Origin of the sequence: Sphingobium sp. SJ10-10 (assembly GCF_036038995.2) — a bacterium.
Classification (GTDB): Bacteria; Pseudomonadota; Alphaproteobacteria; order Sphingomonadales; family Sphingomonadaceae; genus Sphingobium.
In genome coordinates this window covers 3,006,246-3,021,224 of sequence record NZ_CP158132.1, presented here as the reverse complement: position 1 = coordinate 3,021,224, position 14,979 = coordinate 3,006,246, and the positions used below count along the sequence as shown (strand labels likewise).

Sequence of the window (14,979 nt, the reverse complement as noted above, 5' to 3'; positions counted from 1 at the left end):
GTAATGCCAGAAAAAGCGCCGAAAAATGGGCGTTTTACCCCGCGAGTGATGGGGTGAAAGTGCGCTCCGGCCGTCGCCAGTCGATGCCTTCCAACAGCATGGAAAGCTGGGCCGCGGTCATCACCACCGACCCGGCCTTGGTCGATGGCCACACGAACCGGCCCCGGTCCATCCGCTTGGAAAACAGGCACATGCCCTGGCCATCATACCAGAGCAGCTTGACCAGATCGCCCCGCTTGCCCCGAAAGGCGAACAGCGCGCCGGAATGCGGGCTTTGCTCCAGAACCTGCTGCGTCATCACGGCAAGGCCGTCAAAACCCTTGCGCATGTCTGTCGCGCCGCAGGCCAGGAATATCCGCGTCGATGGCGGCAGCGGGATCATCGCGTCAGGATGCCGATCACCCGCGAAAGAGCATCGGCATCGACCGTGGCATCCACGCTTACCCTGATGCCCGACGGCAGCTCGATGCCAATCACGCCGCCGCTGCGCGCCGCGACCGCTGGGGCGGGTAAGGCTGGCTGCTCGCTGATCTGCACTTCCGCAAAAACAGGCTCGATCGGCTTGCGCACCCCGGTCAGTTCGCCGGACATCGCCTGGCGCCGCCATGTGTAGATCGAGCCGCTGCCGACATCATGGCGTTCACAGGCCGCGCGCACGCAGCCCTCCGGGCCGAATGCATCCCGCAGCACGGCCAGCTTCTGCTCCACTGTCCAGCGCCGCCGGCCCGACACCCGGCTAACGACCTCTATCCGACTACTCATACGACCACTCGTATGAGTAGTCGCTGCACTGCTCGCTGAATCCTCAATCTCGTCCGACACCGGCCACCCCCGCTCAAAGAGCGGCAATCATCCCGGCGAATGGCCCGCGCGCAAGGCGGCCGTCAGACCCCGCTTACCCTTCTCCACCTGGACGATGATGTGTTCCGGCCATGCTCGCTAGCCGCAGGCAGCCGTTTCGTCACGCGCCAGTGCATTGCCAAGTTCCTTGGCTGCCCTATTACTAACAGAGAAAGGAGCCCCGGCTGGCTCGGGGCTCCCCTGTCCATCCTCGCGAGCTTCCCCGAACGGGGCGGACGACAATGCAACGCAGATGGGCGCCATCGGGTTTCCGGCAACAGCTCGTAGCCGTAAAGTTGCGGGCACCTGCGCGGATCGTCCGCACCGAACATTCGCTCAAGCCGCTTCGCGCTCTTCCTCGTGACCCGAGCAGGCCGCCATCTGGTCCTTGACTGCCAGCTTCAGCTTCTTGAGCTGGCCGATCAGGAAATGGCGCGGAGGGAGACGCTTCTCCTCTTCGCGAATTTCGGCATCGAGACGCGCATGTTCGCGCTCGAGGTAGCGCAGATAGTGGTCGTTCATCGTCGAGTTCCTCATGTTCGATGATGGGGCCCGGCCCCAGCCGGGCCCTACGTGTATCAGTACTCCATCTCGGGCATCGCGGCCTTGGCGCCCTTGTCGTCCTTGGGCGCTTCGGCGACGAGCGCCTCGGTCGTGATCAGGAGCGAGGCCACCGAAGCGGCATCCTGGAGCGCAGTGCGGACCACCTTGGCGGGATCGATCACGCCGGAGCCGACCAGGTCCTCATACTGGCCGGTGGCGGCGTTGAAGCCCCAGTTGTAGTCCTCGCTCTCCAGGAGCTTGCCGACAATGAAGGCGCCGTCCTCGCCGGCGTTGTCGGCAATCTGCCGTGCCGGCGCGCGCAGTGCCCGGCGCACGATATCGATGCCCGACTGCTGGTCGTCGTTCGCGGCCTTGAGGCCGTCGAGCGCCTTGAGAGCGCGCAGCAGCGGAATGCCGCCGCCGGGCAGGATACCTTCCTCGACCGCGGCGCGGGTGGCGTGGAGCGCGTCGTCGACGCGGTCCTTCTTCTCCTTGACCTCGACCTCGGTCGCGCCGCCGACGCGGATCACCGCTACACCGCCCGCGAGCTTGGCCACGCGCTCCTGCAGCTTCTCGCGGTCGTAATCGCTCGTCGTGGTCTCGATCTGCGCCCTGATCTGCGCAACGCGGGCATCGATGTCCGAACGCGCGCCAGCGCCATCGACGACGGTGGTGTTGTCTTTGTCGATGATGACCTTCTTGGCGCGGCCGAGCATGCCGATTGTGACGCTCTCGAGCTTGGTGCCGAGTTCCTCGCTCACGACATTGCCGGCGGTGAGGATCGCGATGTCCTCGAGCATCGCCTTGCGGCGATCGCCGAAGCCCGGCGCCTTGACCGCCGCAACCTTGAGGCCGCCGCGCAGCTTGTTGACGACGAGCGTCGCCAGCGCCTCGCCTTCGACGTCCTCGGCGATGATAAGCAGCGGTCGGCCCGACTGGACGACCTGCTCGAGCAGCGGGATCATCGCCTGCAGGTTCGAGAGCTTCTTCTCGTGGATGAGGATGTAGGGATCGTCGAGTTCGACCTTGAGCTTCTCCGTGTTCGTGACGAAGTAAGGCGAGAGATAGCCGCGGTCGAACTGCATGCCCTCGACCGTCTCGAGCTCGGTTGCGAGGCTCTTGGCCTCTTCGACCGTGATCACGCCCTCGTTGCCGACCTTCTCCATCGCGTCGGCAAGGATCCGGCCGACCTCCTCGTCGCCGTTCGCCGAGATGGTCGCGACCTGCGCGATCTCGCTGTTGGCGCTGACCTTGCGCGCATGGGCTTCAAGGTCCTTGACCACGGCGCCGACGGCGAGGTCGATGCCGCGCTTCAGGTCCATCGGGTTCATGCCGGCAGAGACCGCCTTCGAGCCCTCGCGCACGATCGCCTGGGCGAGCACGGTCGCGGTCGTGGTGCCGTCGCCGGCCTTGTCGTTCTGCTTCGAGGCCACTTCGCGCAGCATCTGCGCGCCCATGTTTTCGAACTTGTCCTTGAGCTCGATTTCCTTGGCGACGGTGACGCCATCCTTGGTGATGCGCGGCGCGCCGAACGATTTCTCGATGACCACATTGCGGCCTTTGGGGCCCAGGGTCACCTTCACTGCGTTGGCCAGCGTATCCACGCCGCGCAGCATGCGATCACGCGCGTCGGACGCAAACTTCACTTCCTTGGCAGCCATTGCCTCGTCTCCTTTCTTCGATATCCTTCCAAGTGTCAGAGGATGCAGGTCGCTGTCAGGCGGCCTGCTTGAGTTGGGCCGCAGCCTCGATCACGCCGAGGATGTCGCTCTCCTTCATGATGAGCAGATCCTCGCCCTCGATCTTGACCTCGGTCCCCGACCATTTGCCGAAAAGCACGCGGTCGCCCGCTTTGACGGCGAGTTCAACGAGCTTGCCGCTGTCGTCGCGCAGTCCCGCGCCGACGGCGACCACTTCGCCTTCCTGCGGCTTTTCCTTGGCGGTGTCGGGGATGATGATGCCGCCCGAGGTCTTCTCCTCGGCTTCGATGCGGCGGACGACCACACGGTCGTGCAAGGGGCGGAAATGCATGCATAACCTCCAGATGCAAAACTGAGATGTGATAGGCCTGCCGATCCTTCGAACGACAGGTGACGCGGAATTAGGAAAGGTCATTTTTCGCGTCAAGATGGCGAGCTAAAATTTTTGGCACTCGGAGGCGCTGAGTGCCAAACGCCAGCTTATCAAGTTGTTCCAGTGCGACTTTCCCTCTTGACGCGACTCGCCTGCGTTCCAAAATTTGCGGCGCGGGCCGCTGCGCCCGCAGATGAGAAAGGAGCGACACAAAGGAAGGAGGCACAGCCATGTCGCAGCCATTTTCCCGTTATCTTCATCCCTTCGACGTTGCGCACAACCCGAGCCTGGAGCCGGAAGTGAAGCGCGCAATTCTGGCATCCTGGGCGTCCGACCGTTCCGCCGTGCGCGACCATCCCGACCTGCGCAAGCCCCCCGGCGCCAGGCGGGCAGTGCCGATTGATGACATCCTTGCCGCCATGCATGCGATCGACAGGTCCGCGGAAGGTCCCCGCGCTTCGCCATGAGCCGACGGGATTTCATCAGGCAGTTCGAGGGTCATCGGCTTACGACGGCAGAAATTCATTACTACCGCCCGGATGCGCCCTCGCTGCTGCAGCTATTCGTTTGGCAGGAGTACGATCTCGCGCCCGACTTTCCGGTGCTGTTCGCGTTTCTCGAGCATTGGCGGCGCGAGATCGAGGCCGCACTCCACTCGGTGCGCATTTCGCATGACGGGATGATCCGCCCTACCGAGTGGCGCGCGGTCGATGGCGTGATCGATATCCAGTGAAGCGCTTGTCTCTCAAGCGGTGGCGCAAGCCGAAGCCGGACGACGTGCCGGTGCGCCTGCCCTTCAGCGACATCATGGAGTTCGCGATCGCGCTCGTGTCGATCTCGCCGTGCGAACTGCGAGCGCTGGGCTGGACCTTTGCTCAACGAAAGCGACTGCTGGATCACATGCTGGCTTGTGGCCGTGCCGCCGAGGGCATCGAGCCGAACATGCTGGCCACCAAACAGATCGAGCTGCGCTTGCCGAAGAAGGACCTTGTCCGCTTGCAGCAATTCGCGGTGCGCGAACTGCCCAAGGCGGCGAGCAACGCGGCGGTGATCGACCGCGTGCTCACCGCCCTCGACCAGGCATGGCATCGACACGAGCGTCCATCACACACTGCAAGCTCTGGCGTGCAATCCTCGCCTACCTGAAGCGCGCCCCAGGTTATGCAGACCTGCGATCATCCTCCTCATTGGCGGCCGTGCTAGCGCATGGGAACTTGCCGCAGCACAGAGCATGCGGACCCGTGGGCCAGCAGCAAAGCGCAGGGCCCAAGGCATCGATTATAGCCGGTCGGATTTGCCCTAGCGATGGCGCCGTCCGGCATTCGAAGATGAGACCCTGCCTCTGACAATATCGCTCGGCCGCCGCGCGGTCGGGAAAGCGCAGCTCGATCGTCGAGAGCGGATCGCCCCCGCCGGTCCAACCCATCAGCGGATCGGCAACTTGGCCCCAGCGCTGGGCGAACCTGACCCGCCATGCACTTTGGCGGCGTCGGCCGCCGTTTGTCGCAGGGGCCAGCGGCTCGATGATGGCCTTCGCGCCGCGCGGAAACGGGGTCGCACCCGCGACGGCGACCGCTACATTGTCGTTAGCCGAAGGCCCGGACTCGAAAGTCCGGGCCCGGCCGTCAACGGGCGCCGCCATTGACGGGAATTCGGCGGGCGCTTTGTTCCGCCGCCTCCGACCGCGGCAGAGTCACCGTCAGCACGCCGTTCTTGAAAGTGGCAGCGACCCTGTCGTGTTCGATGCCCTTGGGCAGGCCGATGCGGCGCTCGAAGCGGCCATAGCTGCGCTCCGAGTAGCCGCGATCCTTGTCCTCGACTTCGGACTTTTTTTCGCCGCGCAGGGTCAAGGCGCCGTCCTCGACGAAGATCTCCACGTCCTTCTCGTCGAGGCCCGGCAGTTCCGCCGTCACGCGAATTTCCTTGTCGGTCTCGCCGAGCTCGAGGTGCGGCCATCCCGACATGCGGTCAAAACCGGCAAAGGCGGGCATGCCAAAGTTGCGAAAGACATCGTCGAAGAGACGGTTCACGTCGCGGTGGAGCGACTGCAGTGGATGGGGGTCCCTTTCCCGTTCGGCGCTCACCGGAACGGGCAACCGGTTTTCCTGCCGGCTCCAGGGAATGAGATCACGAATAGCCATGATGACATCTCCTTTTCTGGCTGGACTAAGGGCTGAACCTGCCGGACGCCGCGTGCGGGGGGGGTCGGGAGGCGGCGCCGGCAGGCCGGTGGACGCGGTTCAGGCAGGCTCGCTCGCCTTTTCCTTCACCTCGTCCAGTCGCTTGCTGTCGGATGCATTGCCGCCGATCTCGATCCGACGCGGCTTCATCGCCTCCGGCACGACGCGCGTCAGTTCGATCGACAGGAGGCCGTGCTCGAAGTTCGCGTTGCCGACCTCGATGAAATCGGCGAGCTGGAAGCGCCGCTCGAAGGCCCGGGCCGCGATGCCGCGATGCAGGTATTCGCCCTTGTCGGCGTCATCGGCACGCTTGCCGGCCACCGAGAGCAGGTTCTGATGCGCGACGATCTCGATATCCTCGGGCTTGAAGCCGGCGACCGCGACGGTGACACGAAAATTGTCGTCGTCGATCTTCTGGATGTCGAACGGCGGATAGCCATCGTCCTCGCGCGCACCCGCTTCGAGCAGGTTGAACAGGCGATCGAAACCGACCGTAGATCGGCGATAGGGCGTAAAATCAAAGTTCGGTCTCATCTCCAAATCCTCCATTTGAGCAATTTGGGCATGAGATGCGCCGGTATCGATGAGCCGGCGCTCTCGATGTCCAACCGGACCCGGTTTGGCGTCCGGTATCATTGAGCTAATTTTAGTCGCGCGGCTTTCAAGATGTCTCGGCCAAAAAAATGAGCAGGGAGCGGACACTGCGCTACCGAGGCGTCAGTAAGTGGGTAGGAACCTGATCTCACTTCGCAAATTTACCCGGCGATTCAGCCCGAGAAAGGAGGTTCAAGGCTATGGAATGGAAGTTAGTGCGCGAGGACAACGGCAGTATCGCGGTAGAGAACGGCGACCTCGATAGCGAATTTGCAGCGCTGACCTGGGCGCGGCATTGGCTCGAGAATAATGCAGATCACGACCGCTATCGGCTTCAGCCCGAGGCAGACGATAGGCCGATGTTAATGATCCGCACCGTTACCGGACAATGGTATGGGATGCTTATTGCCGCCGAAGCAGGCGCCACTTAGCTGGCTGCGCCTTGCGGCCACGTCATATCGGGTGGTCTGGGAACGATGCTGGAACTTCAGAGACAGATGCAAGGACGATCCGCCAATCACCCGCGATGAGGGTGCTGCTGACTGTAGGAGCGGCGCGAACGTCTGCGCCATCGGAAACCCGCCATTCAAAGCCAGGATGGCGAATGGCGGCTTCGTCCCAGATTTCGTCACCCCAACGATGAGGCAACAACCGGCCCCGTCATGCAGTTTGGAAGTAAAGCTGACCGGAGTAGGGACGGAGTTCGTCTCGTTATATTCCAAGTCATACCATCAGAACCCAGGGAAAATGTGGGAACGCCCGTGGTAACTGATTTGTATATTTCCAGATTATCAGCCAAAATCAATGCGATAAATCGCTTGACTGGTGACCCCTACGGGAATCGTGAATTATTCATAAGTATTTGATAAATATACAAATAAATCCACTTCACACTTGCCGTGCCATCACAAGACCCATCACGATCAGGGTGCTGCCCGAAGGTATCGCTTCATCGCAATCGACAATCCGCTATGTAATTGATCCCGGAGGCTCTGGCCCCATAGACATTCAAAGGGGTGGGAAAAGCGTACACCATGGACCCGCAGAGACACAAATGCGTTCTGTGGAGGCCGGTTAATCCTCGACATAGTAGATTGACTCGATTCGCCGCCGATCTCCACCTCGCCTCAACTGAACGATGATGTCGATCGAGCGACGGACATAGGTGACCACGTCGCTCCAGCTCATTCTCATACCGGTCTGCAAGACAAGCAAGGCGAGTTGGTCAATCGCTCGGGCCGGAGAATCCGCATGAATGGTGCTCAACGACCCCGGATGGCCGGTGTTGATAGCACGGAGGAAGGTCGAGGCTTCGCTCCCCCTGATCTCACCGAGGATTATTCGGTCCGGTCTCATGCGCAATGCGGCAATAAGAAGGTCCTCCGCAGTGATCGCAGCCTCGCCCATCACCCCTCGCGGAGCGAGCAACCCGACCGAATTCTCATTGCGGGGGTTCAATTCCGGCGCATCCTCGATCAGTATCAGGCGCTCATGGGCGGGAATTTCGCTTAGCAGGACATTGAGGAACGTCGTTTTCCCCGACGAGGTGCCTCCGGAAATAAGAATGTTGCGACGTTCCCGCACGGCATCGCCAAGAAAACTGGCATCGCCTTCTTCCGGAATCACGAACATGGCATCGGTGGCGCAGCCATTGTCTACGGCCAATAACTCCGCCTCCACCGGGCTGCCAATTTGGTAGTCTTTCAGCGAAAGATCTGACGCAACATGCTTACGAATGGCGAAGGCGATGTCGCCCCTTGTCGCTGGAGGAAGGACAATCTGGATACGCTCACCGGTAGGCAGACTTGCCGCCAACAAGGGATGTTCACGATTGATGCCCTGGCCCGTGATAGCGGCGATCTGCCTGGCTAGCCGACCTAGGACTTCGGCCTGAAGTTCGGGTATCGTTATTCGATCGATACTCCCGCCCAACGTCTCCAGCCAGATTTCACCAGGCTGATTGATGTAGATATCGGTAACATCTCTCCGCCCCAAATACGCCCCGAGCGGTGCAAGGCAACTTTCAAGATAGATATTGGTGGCCGAATTGCTCATCGCTCGACCGTCGAAAAATCGAGATCCTTCGCGACGAACACGGAGATGCTTTTCCCTTGTCGCACCTTGAGGGTTGGCTGGACCTTATCGGGCGATGCAATGGGCACAGCCTGACCAGGGACGGGAATGGCATAGATGACCGCCCCATCGCTGATCTTGTTCGCCGCGACCTGAGACCCGACGCTGAGCACCGATTGTAGGATTGCTCCACCGAAACGTTCGAAGAAGTGGGAATTGACCTTGCCTTCCACACCCGCCCGGCCCAGCGGATCGGCAGCGGGGGAATCGAGACTGATTACGGCTCCATCGGGTCGCATCAGCCGCTGCCATTGAATCAATGCCCGCTTCTGACCAGGTGCCAAGTCGGCCTTATATTCCCCGATCAATCGACTGCCTTTGGGAATCAATACCCGGCTGCCATCAAAACCAAAGACATCGCGCGAGATGATCGCGCGCGCATAACCGGAGCGCGTTGAATCCAACGCCGTTTCGAGGACAGCGGTGATGAGCGTCCCCTTGGGCACTGTCATCGAGGGATTGACGAATGACGACGCCCTGACCCGATCGGCCTGATTCCCCGTCTCCGGGCCGCGATCAGCTATGATAGGTCGCGGGGCACCGGCGGCATAATTGGTCTGCGGTGATAGTGGGGGAACATAGGGTGTTGGCGGATAGGACACGACCTGCGGACCCACATTCTGCTGGTAACGCGGCGTTGCCGCTGGTCTGGAGCGTGGTTGATGCGAGGGTGCCTCCGTCGCATTTGTCGGCTCAGCTTCCGCTTGCGACACGGTGGTCGAGCCGAGTTGTTCCATTCCTGGCCGTTCAGACGACGCTCTTATGGTGGCTGGCGGAATGAACAGATCGGGCGATGATGCGATAGCTGCTGCGGACTGGTCGTTCATTGGACCAATAGTTGGCGCCGTAATGGTCTGGCGGTGGTTCTCGAGCGTCGCGAACAAAATAACGGCTGCGACCGTAATGGCTGACGCGAAAATCCACACGCCGCGATTTCCACTCGCGCCAGCGACCAGCGGCCGGATATCATGCCGGTCGGGTGATGGCCCTTCCGTCATTTCGATTTGGCTCCGATCCGCCTCGCGGTCGCAACCGCATCGTCGATCCGGAAAACCAACCTTTCATAAATGCGGTCCAGGGTGAATGTCTCGCCACGCATATATCCATTCACAATCTCTTCATGTCCCTGATGATCCACGGCAAAGACGGCAGGCATTGCCTGCGACGACTCCCATTGAATATAGGTGCGCGCGCCGTCGTCATGAATGGCGGCGGGCCGTACATCGCGATTGCCCGTGACTTTGTACGCTACCCGGTCAGCAGCACGCGGCGTCTGCCCATCCGCCAGGTTATTGTGCTGTCTTGAATCGGCCATTTCACCCGGATCATCGGCATTGCCCCAAGCTCCGGGGTTGTTGGCTGGGAGAACAGGCTCCGATTGCGGCCAGGCCGCATTTGCGACCAGAAAGGGAACGAGAATAGCCAATTTCATTGGGCAGCTCGGATGGGCGCGGGCGCGACGCGCGGGGGCAATGGGCTAGCCACTGACCCGGCTTCTGATCCCTCCGAAGGAAGCGTGGGTGGGATTTCGGCATCGCGCCGGTAGCGCACAACCTGGAATCCCAGCGGATTGAGCAGGCGATCCGCCGCGCTCATGGCCGCCCCGGAAAATTGATACGTCACGACCGCCGACCATGGCTGCGCCTCCTGCCTGCGGCCTCCAGGGTTGGTGCGATAGGTTGCAAAACGGACGAGGGATGTATTGGGACTCAGCGATGAAATGCTGCGAATTTCCACTTCCACAAGCGCGCGTCGCGGCAAGGTTGCCAGCGGACTGGCGGGATTGGATGCCTGCATTTCATCAACATAGCGCTTGCGGGCATCCCCTGCTGACCACAATGTTGCCTTGCGATAGTCCTCCTTGAGGCTCTCGATCTGGAAGCCTTCCCGGGCGATGACATATTGGGCGAGGAAGGAACGGGTCAGAGCTTTGTCCGGCGCGATCGTGTCACGTGCCAGCGGCTCAAGCGCTTGGACATAGCCCGTCTGCCGATCGACCAGAAGAGTATAAGGCACGACCGTTTTGAGCGGAGCCAGTGCCACGATGGCAAGGGCTTCCGCGATCGCCACGACGACCGCGATCGTGGAGATTGTCCAGGCGGTCCGAAGGGAGGACCGTTGCCGACGTTCACGATCGAGCGCCCAGCCTTCAGACTGTCGATAATAGTTCGCCAACTCGTCATTTACCTGCTTGTTCATGCCCTGCGGTCTCGTTGTTCGTGCGAAGCGGTCGAACGGCTGAACGTCCTCCGATAGCTGCTTCCGAGTGTTGCTCCACCTGGCCGAATGGGCACCGGCATTGGGGTAGGAGCGGAGCCACCCGATGCCAACGCGCCGGTCAGTGCGTGCCCGCCCTCTGCCAGAACCTTCTGCTCTTCCCTGCGCACTGATTTCGCTACGGATGCAGCGATATCATGGGCGCGATCCGGCCGATCGATTTGAACTAGGTCTGTTCGTGAAGACGCGTCGAAAGGGCGAAGCAAGGTTTCTCGGGTAAAGATATCCGGAACGGCCAACCGCAGGCCTATATGGGGGAAGAATGCTACGCGGGCGATAAGTGTAACCACGCCGATCATGACGCCTGCATATACCAACGACAGCGCCGCCATTTCGGTGGCAGCGGCCGGGGTGAATTCTCCAGTGCCACGCCGGACGATCGCATCAGCGAGCCATGGCTCGAAAATAGTCAGGCTGACGCCTTGGACGAGCGAAATGCCAAGGGAGCCAAGTGCTGTAAATCCCAATCCCCTGATCCACCCCTGGAATAAGCCCGACGAACCGCTGAACAGGAGAAAGGCGCCGAATAGAGGGGCCAAGGCCAGAAGAATGCCAGCCCCCAAGCGAACGACCGCATAGGGCGCGATCGTTCCGACGAGGAAAAGCAGCCGTCCCCATCCAAAGCCTGCCTCGTCCTGCAGAGCGATTCCGCGAAACGCGTCGCGCATATCGCTGCCGGGAAGCCGACCCGTGCCGTTCGCGGTCATCGTCACCAGACCATCATCGGCGCGCTGAAGGCGATAACGCAGGTCATTGTCACTCGTTGGAATGCCCGCACCGGTGGCCACGGCGTGAGCGATTTCGACAGGGCCATTCATGATAAGATCATAACCGATTACGCGCCAGGCTGGCCAACTTGTGGCCAGGGTGAGGACAATGCCTATCCGCAGGACGGCTCCCATGGCGTCGCCTGTTTTGAATGAATAACCCAGAGCCAGTCTTATCCCCAGAACCGCCACGAAAATCGTCAGCAGTCCGCCCATCGCAACTGAAATCGGCGATCCTGGGTCAGCCAGAGCACCATAACCATAGCTACCGAGGTTTTCTGCCTGGCAGTCAATTTGCGCAAGCGTTGCCGAGAGGAATCCCGAACCTGAGATGACGGCAGCACAAGGCACGCTATGCGCGCTCCAGCAATTGCGCCATCCAGCCGTCAGGGGCCGCCCCTGACGTTTCAAGCAAGCTGTCCAATATGCGCACCGTTGCCTCGCGGCCCGAGAGAATGGTGAGAAGATCCTTCTCGTTCGACAGATTGAGGCGGGCGATCACGCTTTCATTGCCATGCTTGATCAAAAAGCAGTGGGAATTATCCGGCAAGGTCCGGACAAGTTCGAATTCGTGGGAGGTGAGGCCGAACCCGTCGATATAATCCTCGGCCCGCGCCTTGGGGTTGATCATGAAGATCTGCGTGGCCGCCTGCTCGATGATCGCGCTGGCGATCCGGCTTTCAAGGGCGTCCTGAGCGCTCTGCGTAGCGAAGCCGACGATACCGTTGCGCTTGCGGATGGTCTTTTCCCAGTCCTTGATCCGGCGCACGAACACGTCGTCATCCAATGCCTTCCAGCCTTCATCGACCACGATGATAGCGGGGCTGCCGTCGAGACGTTCCTCCACCCGATGGAAGAAATAGGCGAGGGTCGGCGTCCTTGCGACCGGATCGTCGAGGATTGCGGTCATGTCAAAACCGACCGATGCTGCCGACAGGTCGGTCAGATCCTCTTCATTGTCGAACAGCCAGGCGCGCGCGCCATCGCCCCACCATGGGCGCATCCGTGCATACAGATCTCCGGCCGCAGGTCTCGAATGCCCCCGAAACAGTGCGACGATATCGCGCAAGCGCCGGTGTGACCGGACTTGCGCGAAGTTCGCTTCGATCGCGTCCTTCACGACTTCGGTTTCCACGCCGTCAAGGCCGCCGGCCAGCATCGAAAGCCAGTCGAGGAGGAATTGCCGATTGGCCGGCGTATCATCGATCTGGAGGGGATTGAGCCCTGATGGAGCGCCGGGCCGCAAGCGGTCATATTGACCGCCAATGGCGCGGATGAACAGTTCCGCCCCCCGGTCCTTGTCGAAAAAGACAATGCGCGGGGCAAATTTGCGTGCCTGCGCAAGCAGGAAATTCAGGACCACTGTTTTGCCGGAGCCGGAAGGCCCTATGATCGTGAAATTGCCCAGATCGTTGTTGTGAAAATTGAAGAAATAGGGGCCAGCAGCGGTTGTTTCAAAAAGCGTTACGGCCTCGCCCCAATGGTTCCCCCTATGGCGCCCGACCGGAAAATTATGCAAGCTCGCAAGGCCCGCGAAATTTCGGGTGGAAATCATCGCACGTCTCGCGATGTAGCGGAAATTGCCCGGAAATTGTGCCCAGAATGTCGGTTCGATGGCTATGTCCTCGCGCACCGCGACAATCCCGAGATCGGCCAGGATCGCCGTCACCTCGGCAACATGGCCGTTCAACGCCTCAAGATTTTCCGCCCACAGGACGATCGAAGCGTGATGCTCTCCAAAACCGGCCCGTCGCGCGGCGACGTCATCCTTTGCTCGCGACAGTTCATCCCGCAATGAGAGGGCTTCGTCCTCCACCGCGCGCATACGACGGAGCGCAAGATTCATGCGCCCCAGAGCCTGACCTCGCTCGACGAAAGCGAAGGATTGGCTCACGGTCATCTCAAAAGGCAGACGACAGAGTTCGTCGAACATGCCCGGAAAGGTCTGACCGGGATAATCCTTGATCGAGACCACGGCTCCGAATTTGCGCGGGTATATTCCCGCACCGGCAAGTTCCAACGCATCCTGGCCGAAACTTATGCGACGAAACGGCAAATAATCGGCGAGAGGGCCATGCGGCAGCCCCATGGGGCGCATTTCGGCGTTGTAGATATACCCGAGGAATTCGAGTGGCTCCGAACGCGGGCCAGTGGCGGATTGCTGCACCGAAAGCATCCTTGGCCCATAATTTGCCAGTGAAGCCATGATCGCTTCGCTTGCGGCCTGGAGCGATCGCTTCGCGGCCGCGAACTCCGCTGCTGCGCCCGTCATGTTTCGCGCAGCAAAGTTCCGGAACCGGTCCAGCAAGCCGGATCGCCCCTGCATAGGACGCCGCACGATCGTCAGAAACAGGTCGTTCACATACATCTGGCGGGATGCCAGCCGTTTGCGCCATCGTTCGTCGAGATCACGGGAAAATGAGTCTGGATAATGCGCGTCGAGCGTCATCTCCGCCTTGCGGCGTATGACGTGGTGATAGATTGCAAATTGCGGTGTCCCGACAGCCTGGAGCATCGCGTCGCGAAGCTGGGCGCGGTAATTGACCTCGTTGGTGTCCGCCGTCTCGAACAGCAGGCCATCGAGGCATATGGTCTGCATCAGGAAACCGTCGACAGTCTCGATCGTCACATCGTCCACGTGCCGCAGATAGGGCAGGTGCGAGGCGCCCGGTTTCTCGCGCGCGATGACCTTCGGATCGCGTGTCAGGGGCGGTAAGAGTTGCATTTCCACACAGCATGATTCCGGACACGCGGGCATCGGCTCACCCGGGTGATCCACAGGTCAAAGAAGCGGGGCTCGCGGAGGCACAGCAGAACACCGACAAAATGGACAATCAGTGCGACTGCGATCGTCCAGGGGGATTTGAAGATCAGGAACAGCTCTGTGGCCAGGATGCCGTTGAGGATGAAGAAATTGAAGGTGACCCCCGCCAGCATCTGTGGCCTGGTCAACGCCACGAACACCGTGTCACGCGTCAGGCCATCCGCCACGGGTTAGCCGACCACCGCTGCGGCCTGAATTCCAGCAACGATACTAGCTGCGCCGAAGAGAATGAAGCACCCGAGTATGACGATCGCGCCATGCCGCCAATTCATGCGGCCCGTGAGCATCATGAAGCCCACTGACGCCACGGCGATGACAGCAATGACGGTCGCAACCGTGCCAAGCAGCGTCCCTTCCAGCCAGCGTACCGCATTGACCAAGGCCCCTGAGCCCTCTGGGTCCACCACGACCGTCGCATAAGCTGGATTGGCGATGGCACTGAGGGCCAAGAAAAAGCCGCAAAATTTGAACCCGCTATCGCTCACCCCATTTATCCCCCACAAGCCCAAGCTTTGATTTTTGTCATAGATATAGCGCAATCGCTACGATTTTTATCTCCCCTCATCTGAAATCTGGATGTCGTGTTCAGGCGTCTCGACCAATGCAAATTTCATCTCAGTTCCTGCATAAGATGAACCGAAATACCAAATACACAAGACAAAATCATAAACCGTATCTGGCTTTATGATCCATCTGATGCAATTTTAAAAATCCGATCATACGCCTAATTACCAATATTATCCCTGCC

General features: G+C 60.5%; 20 protein-coding genes. 4 read left to right on the top strand and 16 right to left on the bottom strand.

The features are described 5' to 3' along the window. Positions 1-34: 34 nt before the first annotated feature. From tnpB to groES, 5 genes are all read right to left on the bottom strand, one after another. On the bottom strand, positions 35-382 hold the full coding sequence (gene tnpB, locus VVT58_RS14715) for an IS66 family insertion sequence element accessory protein TnpB (RefSeq protein ID WP_009823147.1): 348 nt from the start codon (positions 380-382) through the stop codon (positions 35-37). Then, complete coding sequence (gene tnpA / locus VVT58_RS14710) at positions 379-762, bottom strand: IS66-like element accessory protein TnpA (protein WP_327752215.1); 384 nt, start codon at positions 760-762, stop codon at positions 379-381. The genes tnpB and tnpA overlap by 4 nt, the downstream gene beginning before the upstream one ends. A gap of 414 nt (positions 763-1,176) precedes the next feature. Next, the gene (locus VVT58_RS14705) at positions 1,177-1,362 is read right to left on the bottom strand and encodes a YdcH family protein (protein WP_066560368.1); all 186 of its coding nucleotides are present in this window, start codon (positions 1,360-1,362) and stop codon (positions 1,177-1,179) included. A 56-nt stretch (positions 1,363-1,418) separates the two neighbouring features. Continuing rightward, on the bottom strand, positions 1,419-3,044 hold the full coding sequence (gene groL / locus VVT58_RS14700; RefSeq protein ID WP_066560370.1) for a chaperonin GroEL: 1,626 nt from the start codon (positions 3,042-3,044) through the stop codon (positions 1,419-1,421). Between the two features lie 55 nt (positions 3,045-3,099). After that, positions 3,100-3,414: a co-chaperone GroES gene (groES, locus tag VVT58_RS14695; protein ID WP_066560374.1), complete on the bottom strand. Its 315-nt coding sequence runs from the start codon at positions 3,412-3,414 to the stop codon at positions 3,100-3,102. A gap of 272 nt (positions 3,415-3,686) precedes the next feature. Here groES and VVT58_RS14690 point away from each other — a divergent pair, with 272 nt between their 5' ends. Genes VVT58_RS14690 through VVT58_RS14680 form a run of 3 tightly spaced genes read left to right on the top strand, consistent with a single transcriptional unit; the run spans position 3,687 to position 4,602 of the window. Further along, positions 3,687-3,923: a hypothetical protein gene (locus VVT58_RS14690; RefSeq protein WP_066560376.1), complete on the top strand. Its 237-nt coding sequence runs from the start codon at positions 3,687-3,689 to the stop codon at positions 3,921-3,923. After that, positions 3,920-4,189, top strand: a complete 270-nt coding sequence (locus VVT58_RS14685) for an usg protein (protein WP_066560378.1) — start codon at positions 3,920-3,922, stop codon at positions 4,187-4,189. Before VVT58_RS14690 ends, VVT58_RS14685 begins: the two co-directional genes overlap by 4 nt. Then, the gene (locus VVT58_RS14680; RefSeq protein ID WP_066560380.1) at positions 4,186-4,602 is read left to right on the top strand and encodes a hypothetical protein; all 417 of its coding nucleotides are present in this window, start codon (positions 4,186-4,188) and stop codon (positions 4,600-4,602) included. Before VVT58_RS14685 ends, VVT58_RS14680 begins: the two co-directional genes overlap by 4 nt. A 13-nt stretch (positions 4,603-4,615) precedes the next feature. On the opposite strand, the gene VVT58_RS14675 is transcribed toward VVT58_RS14680, so the two are convergent. The 3 genes from VVT58_RS14675 to VVT58_RS14665 form a co-directional block, all read right to left on the bottom strand. Next, positions 4,616-5,098 (bottom strand): NADH dehydrogenase ubiquinone Fe-S protein 4, encoded by a 483-nt coding sequence (locus VVT58_RS14675; protein ID WP_066560382.1) that lies wholly within the window; start codon positions 5,096-5,098, stop codon positions 4,616-4,618. Beyond that, complete coding sequence (locus VVT58_RS14670) at positions 5,082-5,597, bottom strand: Hsp20/alpha crystallin family protein (protein ID WP_066560384.1); 516 nt, start codon at positions 5,595-5,597, stop codon at positions 5,082-5,084. Before VVT58_RS14670 ends, VVT58_RS14675 begins: the two co-directional genes overlap by 17 nt. Before the next feature lie 99 nt (positions 5,598-5,696). Further along, entirely contained in the window at positions 5,697-6,170 is a 474-nt protein-coding gene (locus VVT58_RS14665; RefSeq protein WP_066562012.1) for an Hsp20 family protein, read from the bottom strand. A gap of 260 nt (positions 6,171-6,430) precedes the next feature. On the opposite strand from VVT58_RS14665, the gene VVT58_RS14660 reads away from it, so the two are divergent. After that, positions 6,431-6,661: a hypothetical protein gene (locus VVT58_RS14660; protein ID WP_066560386.1), complete on the top strand. Its 231-nt coding sequence runs from the start codon at positions 6,431-6,433 to the stop codon at positions 6,659-6,661. Between the two features lie 643 nt (positions 6,662-7,304). Here the strand turns inward: VVT58_RS14660 and virB11 are convergent. From virB11 to VVT58_RS14620, 8 genes are all read right to left on the bottom strand, one after another. After that, a complete protein-coding gene (gene virB11, locus VVT58_RS14655; RefSeq protein WP_327752213.1) occupies positions 7,305-8,285 on the bottom strand; it encodes a P-type DNA transfer ATPase VirB11 in 981 nt (326 codons plus the stop codon). After that, positions 8,282-9,361: a TrbI/VirB10 family protein gene (locus VVT58_RS14650; RefSeq protein ID WP_327752212.1), complete on the bottom strand. Its 1,080-nt coding sequence runs from the start codon at positions 9,359-9,361 to the stop codon at positions 8,282-8,284. Before VVT58_RS14650 ends, virB11 begins: the two co-directional genes overlap by 4 nt. Then, the gene (locus VVT58_RS14645) at positions 9,358-9,795 is read right to left on the bottom strand and encodes a TrbG/VirB9 family P-type conjugative transfer protein (protein ID WP_327752211.1); all 438 of its coding nucleotides are present in this window, start codon (positions 9,793-9,795) and stop codon (positions 9,358-9,360) included. The genes VVT58_RS14650 and VVT58_RS14645 overlap by 4 nt, the downstream gene beginning before the upstream one ends. Then, entirely contained in the window at positions 9,792-10,562 is a 771-nt protein-coding gene (locus VVT58_RS14640) for a VirB8/TrbF family protein (RefSeq protein ID WP_327752210.1), read from the bottom strand. Before VVT58_RS14640 ends, VVT58_RS14645 begins: the two co-directional genes overlap by 4 nt. Further along, the gene (locus tag VVT58_RS14635; RefSeq protein ID WP_351999997.1) at positions 10,559-11,623 is read right to left on the bottom strand and encodes a type IV secretion system protein; all 1,065 of its coding nucleotides are present in this window, start codon (positions 11,621-11,623) and stop codon (positions 10,559-10,561) included. The genes VVT58_RS14640 and VVT58_RS14635 overlap by 4 nt, the downstream gene beginning before the upstream one ends. Before the next feature lie 136 nt (positions 11,624-11,759). Continuing rightward, positions 11,760-14,132 (bottom strand): VirB4 family type IV secretion/conjugal transfer ATPase, encoded by a 2,373-nt coding sequence (locus tag VVT58_RS14630; RefSeq protein WP_327752208.1) that lies wholly within the window; start codon positions 14,130-14,132, stop codon positions 11,760-11,762. After that, positions 14,111-14,344, bottom strand: coding sequence for a VirB3 family type IV secretion system protein (locus VVT58_RS14625; RefSeq protein WP_327752219.1), 234 nt, complete (start codon positions 14,342-14,344; stop codon positions 14,111-14,113). The genes VVT58_RS14630 and VVT58_RS14625 overlap by 22 nt, the downstream gene beginning before the upstream one ends. Positions 14,345-14,401: 57 nt before the next feature. Further along, the gene (locus tag VVT58_RS14620) at positions 14,402-14,770 is read right to left on the bottom strand and encodes a TrbC/VirB2 family protein (RefSeq protein ID WP_405053708.1); all 369 of its coding nucleotides are present in this window, start codon (positions 14,768-14,770) and stop codon (positions 14,402-14,404) included. Positions 14,771-14,979: the final 209 nt, after the last annotated feature.

Bases quoted from the DNA above. Each gene is read 5' to 3' on its own strand.
- tnpB (WP_009823147.1), bottom strand. From the start codon at position 382: ATGATCCCGCTGCCGCCATCGACGCGGATATTCCTGGCCTGCGGCGCG.
- tnpA (WP_327752215.1), bottom strand. From the start codon at position 762: ATGAGTAGTCGGATAGAGGTCGTTAGCCGGGTGTCGGGCCGGCGGCGC.
- VVT58_RS14705 (WP_066560368.1), bottom strand. From the start codon at position 1,362: ATGAACGACCACTATCTGCGCTACCTCGAGCGCGAACATGCGCGTCTC.
- groL (WP_066560370.1), bottom strand. From the start codon at position 3,044: ATGGCTGCCAAGGAAGTGAAGTTTGCGTCCGACGCGCGTGATCGCATG.
- groES (WP_066560374.1), bottom strand. From the start codon at position 3,414: ATGCATTTCCGCCCCTTGCACGACCGTGTGGTCGTCCGCCGCATCGAA.
- VVT58_RS14690 (WP_066560376.1), top strand. From the start codon at position 3,687: ATGTCGCAGCCATTTTCCCGTTATCTTCATCCCTTCGACGTTGCGCAC.
- VVT58_RS14685 (WP_066560378.1), top strand. From the start codon at position 3,920: ATGAGCCGACGGGATTTCATCAGGCAGTTCGAGGGTCATCGGCTTACG.
- VVT58_RS14675 (WP_066560382.1), bottom strand. From the start codon at position 5,098: ATGGCGGCGCCCGTTGACGGCCGGGCCCGGACTTTCGAGTCCGGGCCT.
- VVT58_RS14670 (WP_066560384.1), bottom strand. From the start codon at position 5,597: ATGGCTATTCGTGATCTCATTCCCTGGAGCCGGCAGGAAAACCGGTTG.
- VVT58_RS14665 (WP_066562012.1), bottom strand. From the start codon at position 6,170: ATGAGACCGAACTTTGATTTTACGCCCTATCGCCGATCTACGGTCGGT.
- VVT58_RS14660 (WP_066560386.1), top strand. From the start codon at position 6,431: ATGGAATGGAAGTTAGTGCGCGAGGACAACGGCAGTATCGCGGTAGAG.
- virB11 (WP_327752213.1), bottom strand. From the start codon at position 8,285: ATGAGCAATTCGGCCACCAATATCTATCTTGAAAGTTGCCTTGCACCG.
- VVT58_RS14650 (WP_327752212.1), bottom strand. From the start codon at position 9,361: ATGACGGAAGGGCCATCACCCGACCGGCATGATATCCGGCCGCTGGTC.
- VVT58_RS14645 (WP_327752211.1), bottom strand. From the start codon at position 9,795: ATGAAATTGGCTATTCTCGTTCCCTTTCTGGTCGCAAATGCGGCCTGG.
- VVT58_RS14640 (WP_327752210.1), bottom strand. From the start codon at position 10,562: ATGAACAAGCAGGTAAATGACGAGTTGGCGAACTATTATCGACAGTCT.
- VVT58_RS14635 (WP_351999997.1), bottom strand. From the start codon at position 11,623: ATGGGCGGACTGCTGACGATTTTCGTGGCGGTTCTGGGGATAAGACTG.
- VVT58_RS14630 (WP_327752208.1), bottom strand. From the start codon at position 14,132: ATGCAACTCTTACCGCCCCTGACACGCGATCCGAAGGTCATCGCGCGC.
- VVT58_RS14625 (WP_327752219.1), bottom strand. From the start codon at position 14,344: ATGCTGGCGGGGGTCACCTTCAATTTCTTCATCCTCAACGGCATCCTG.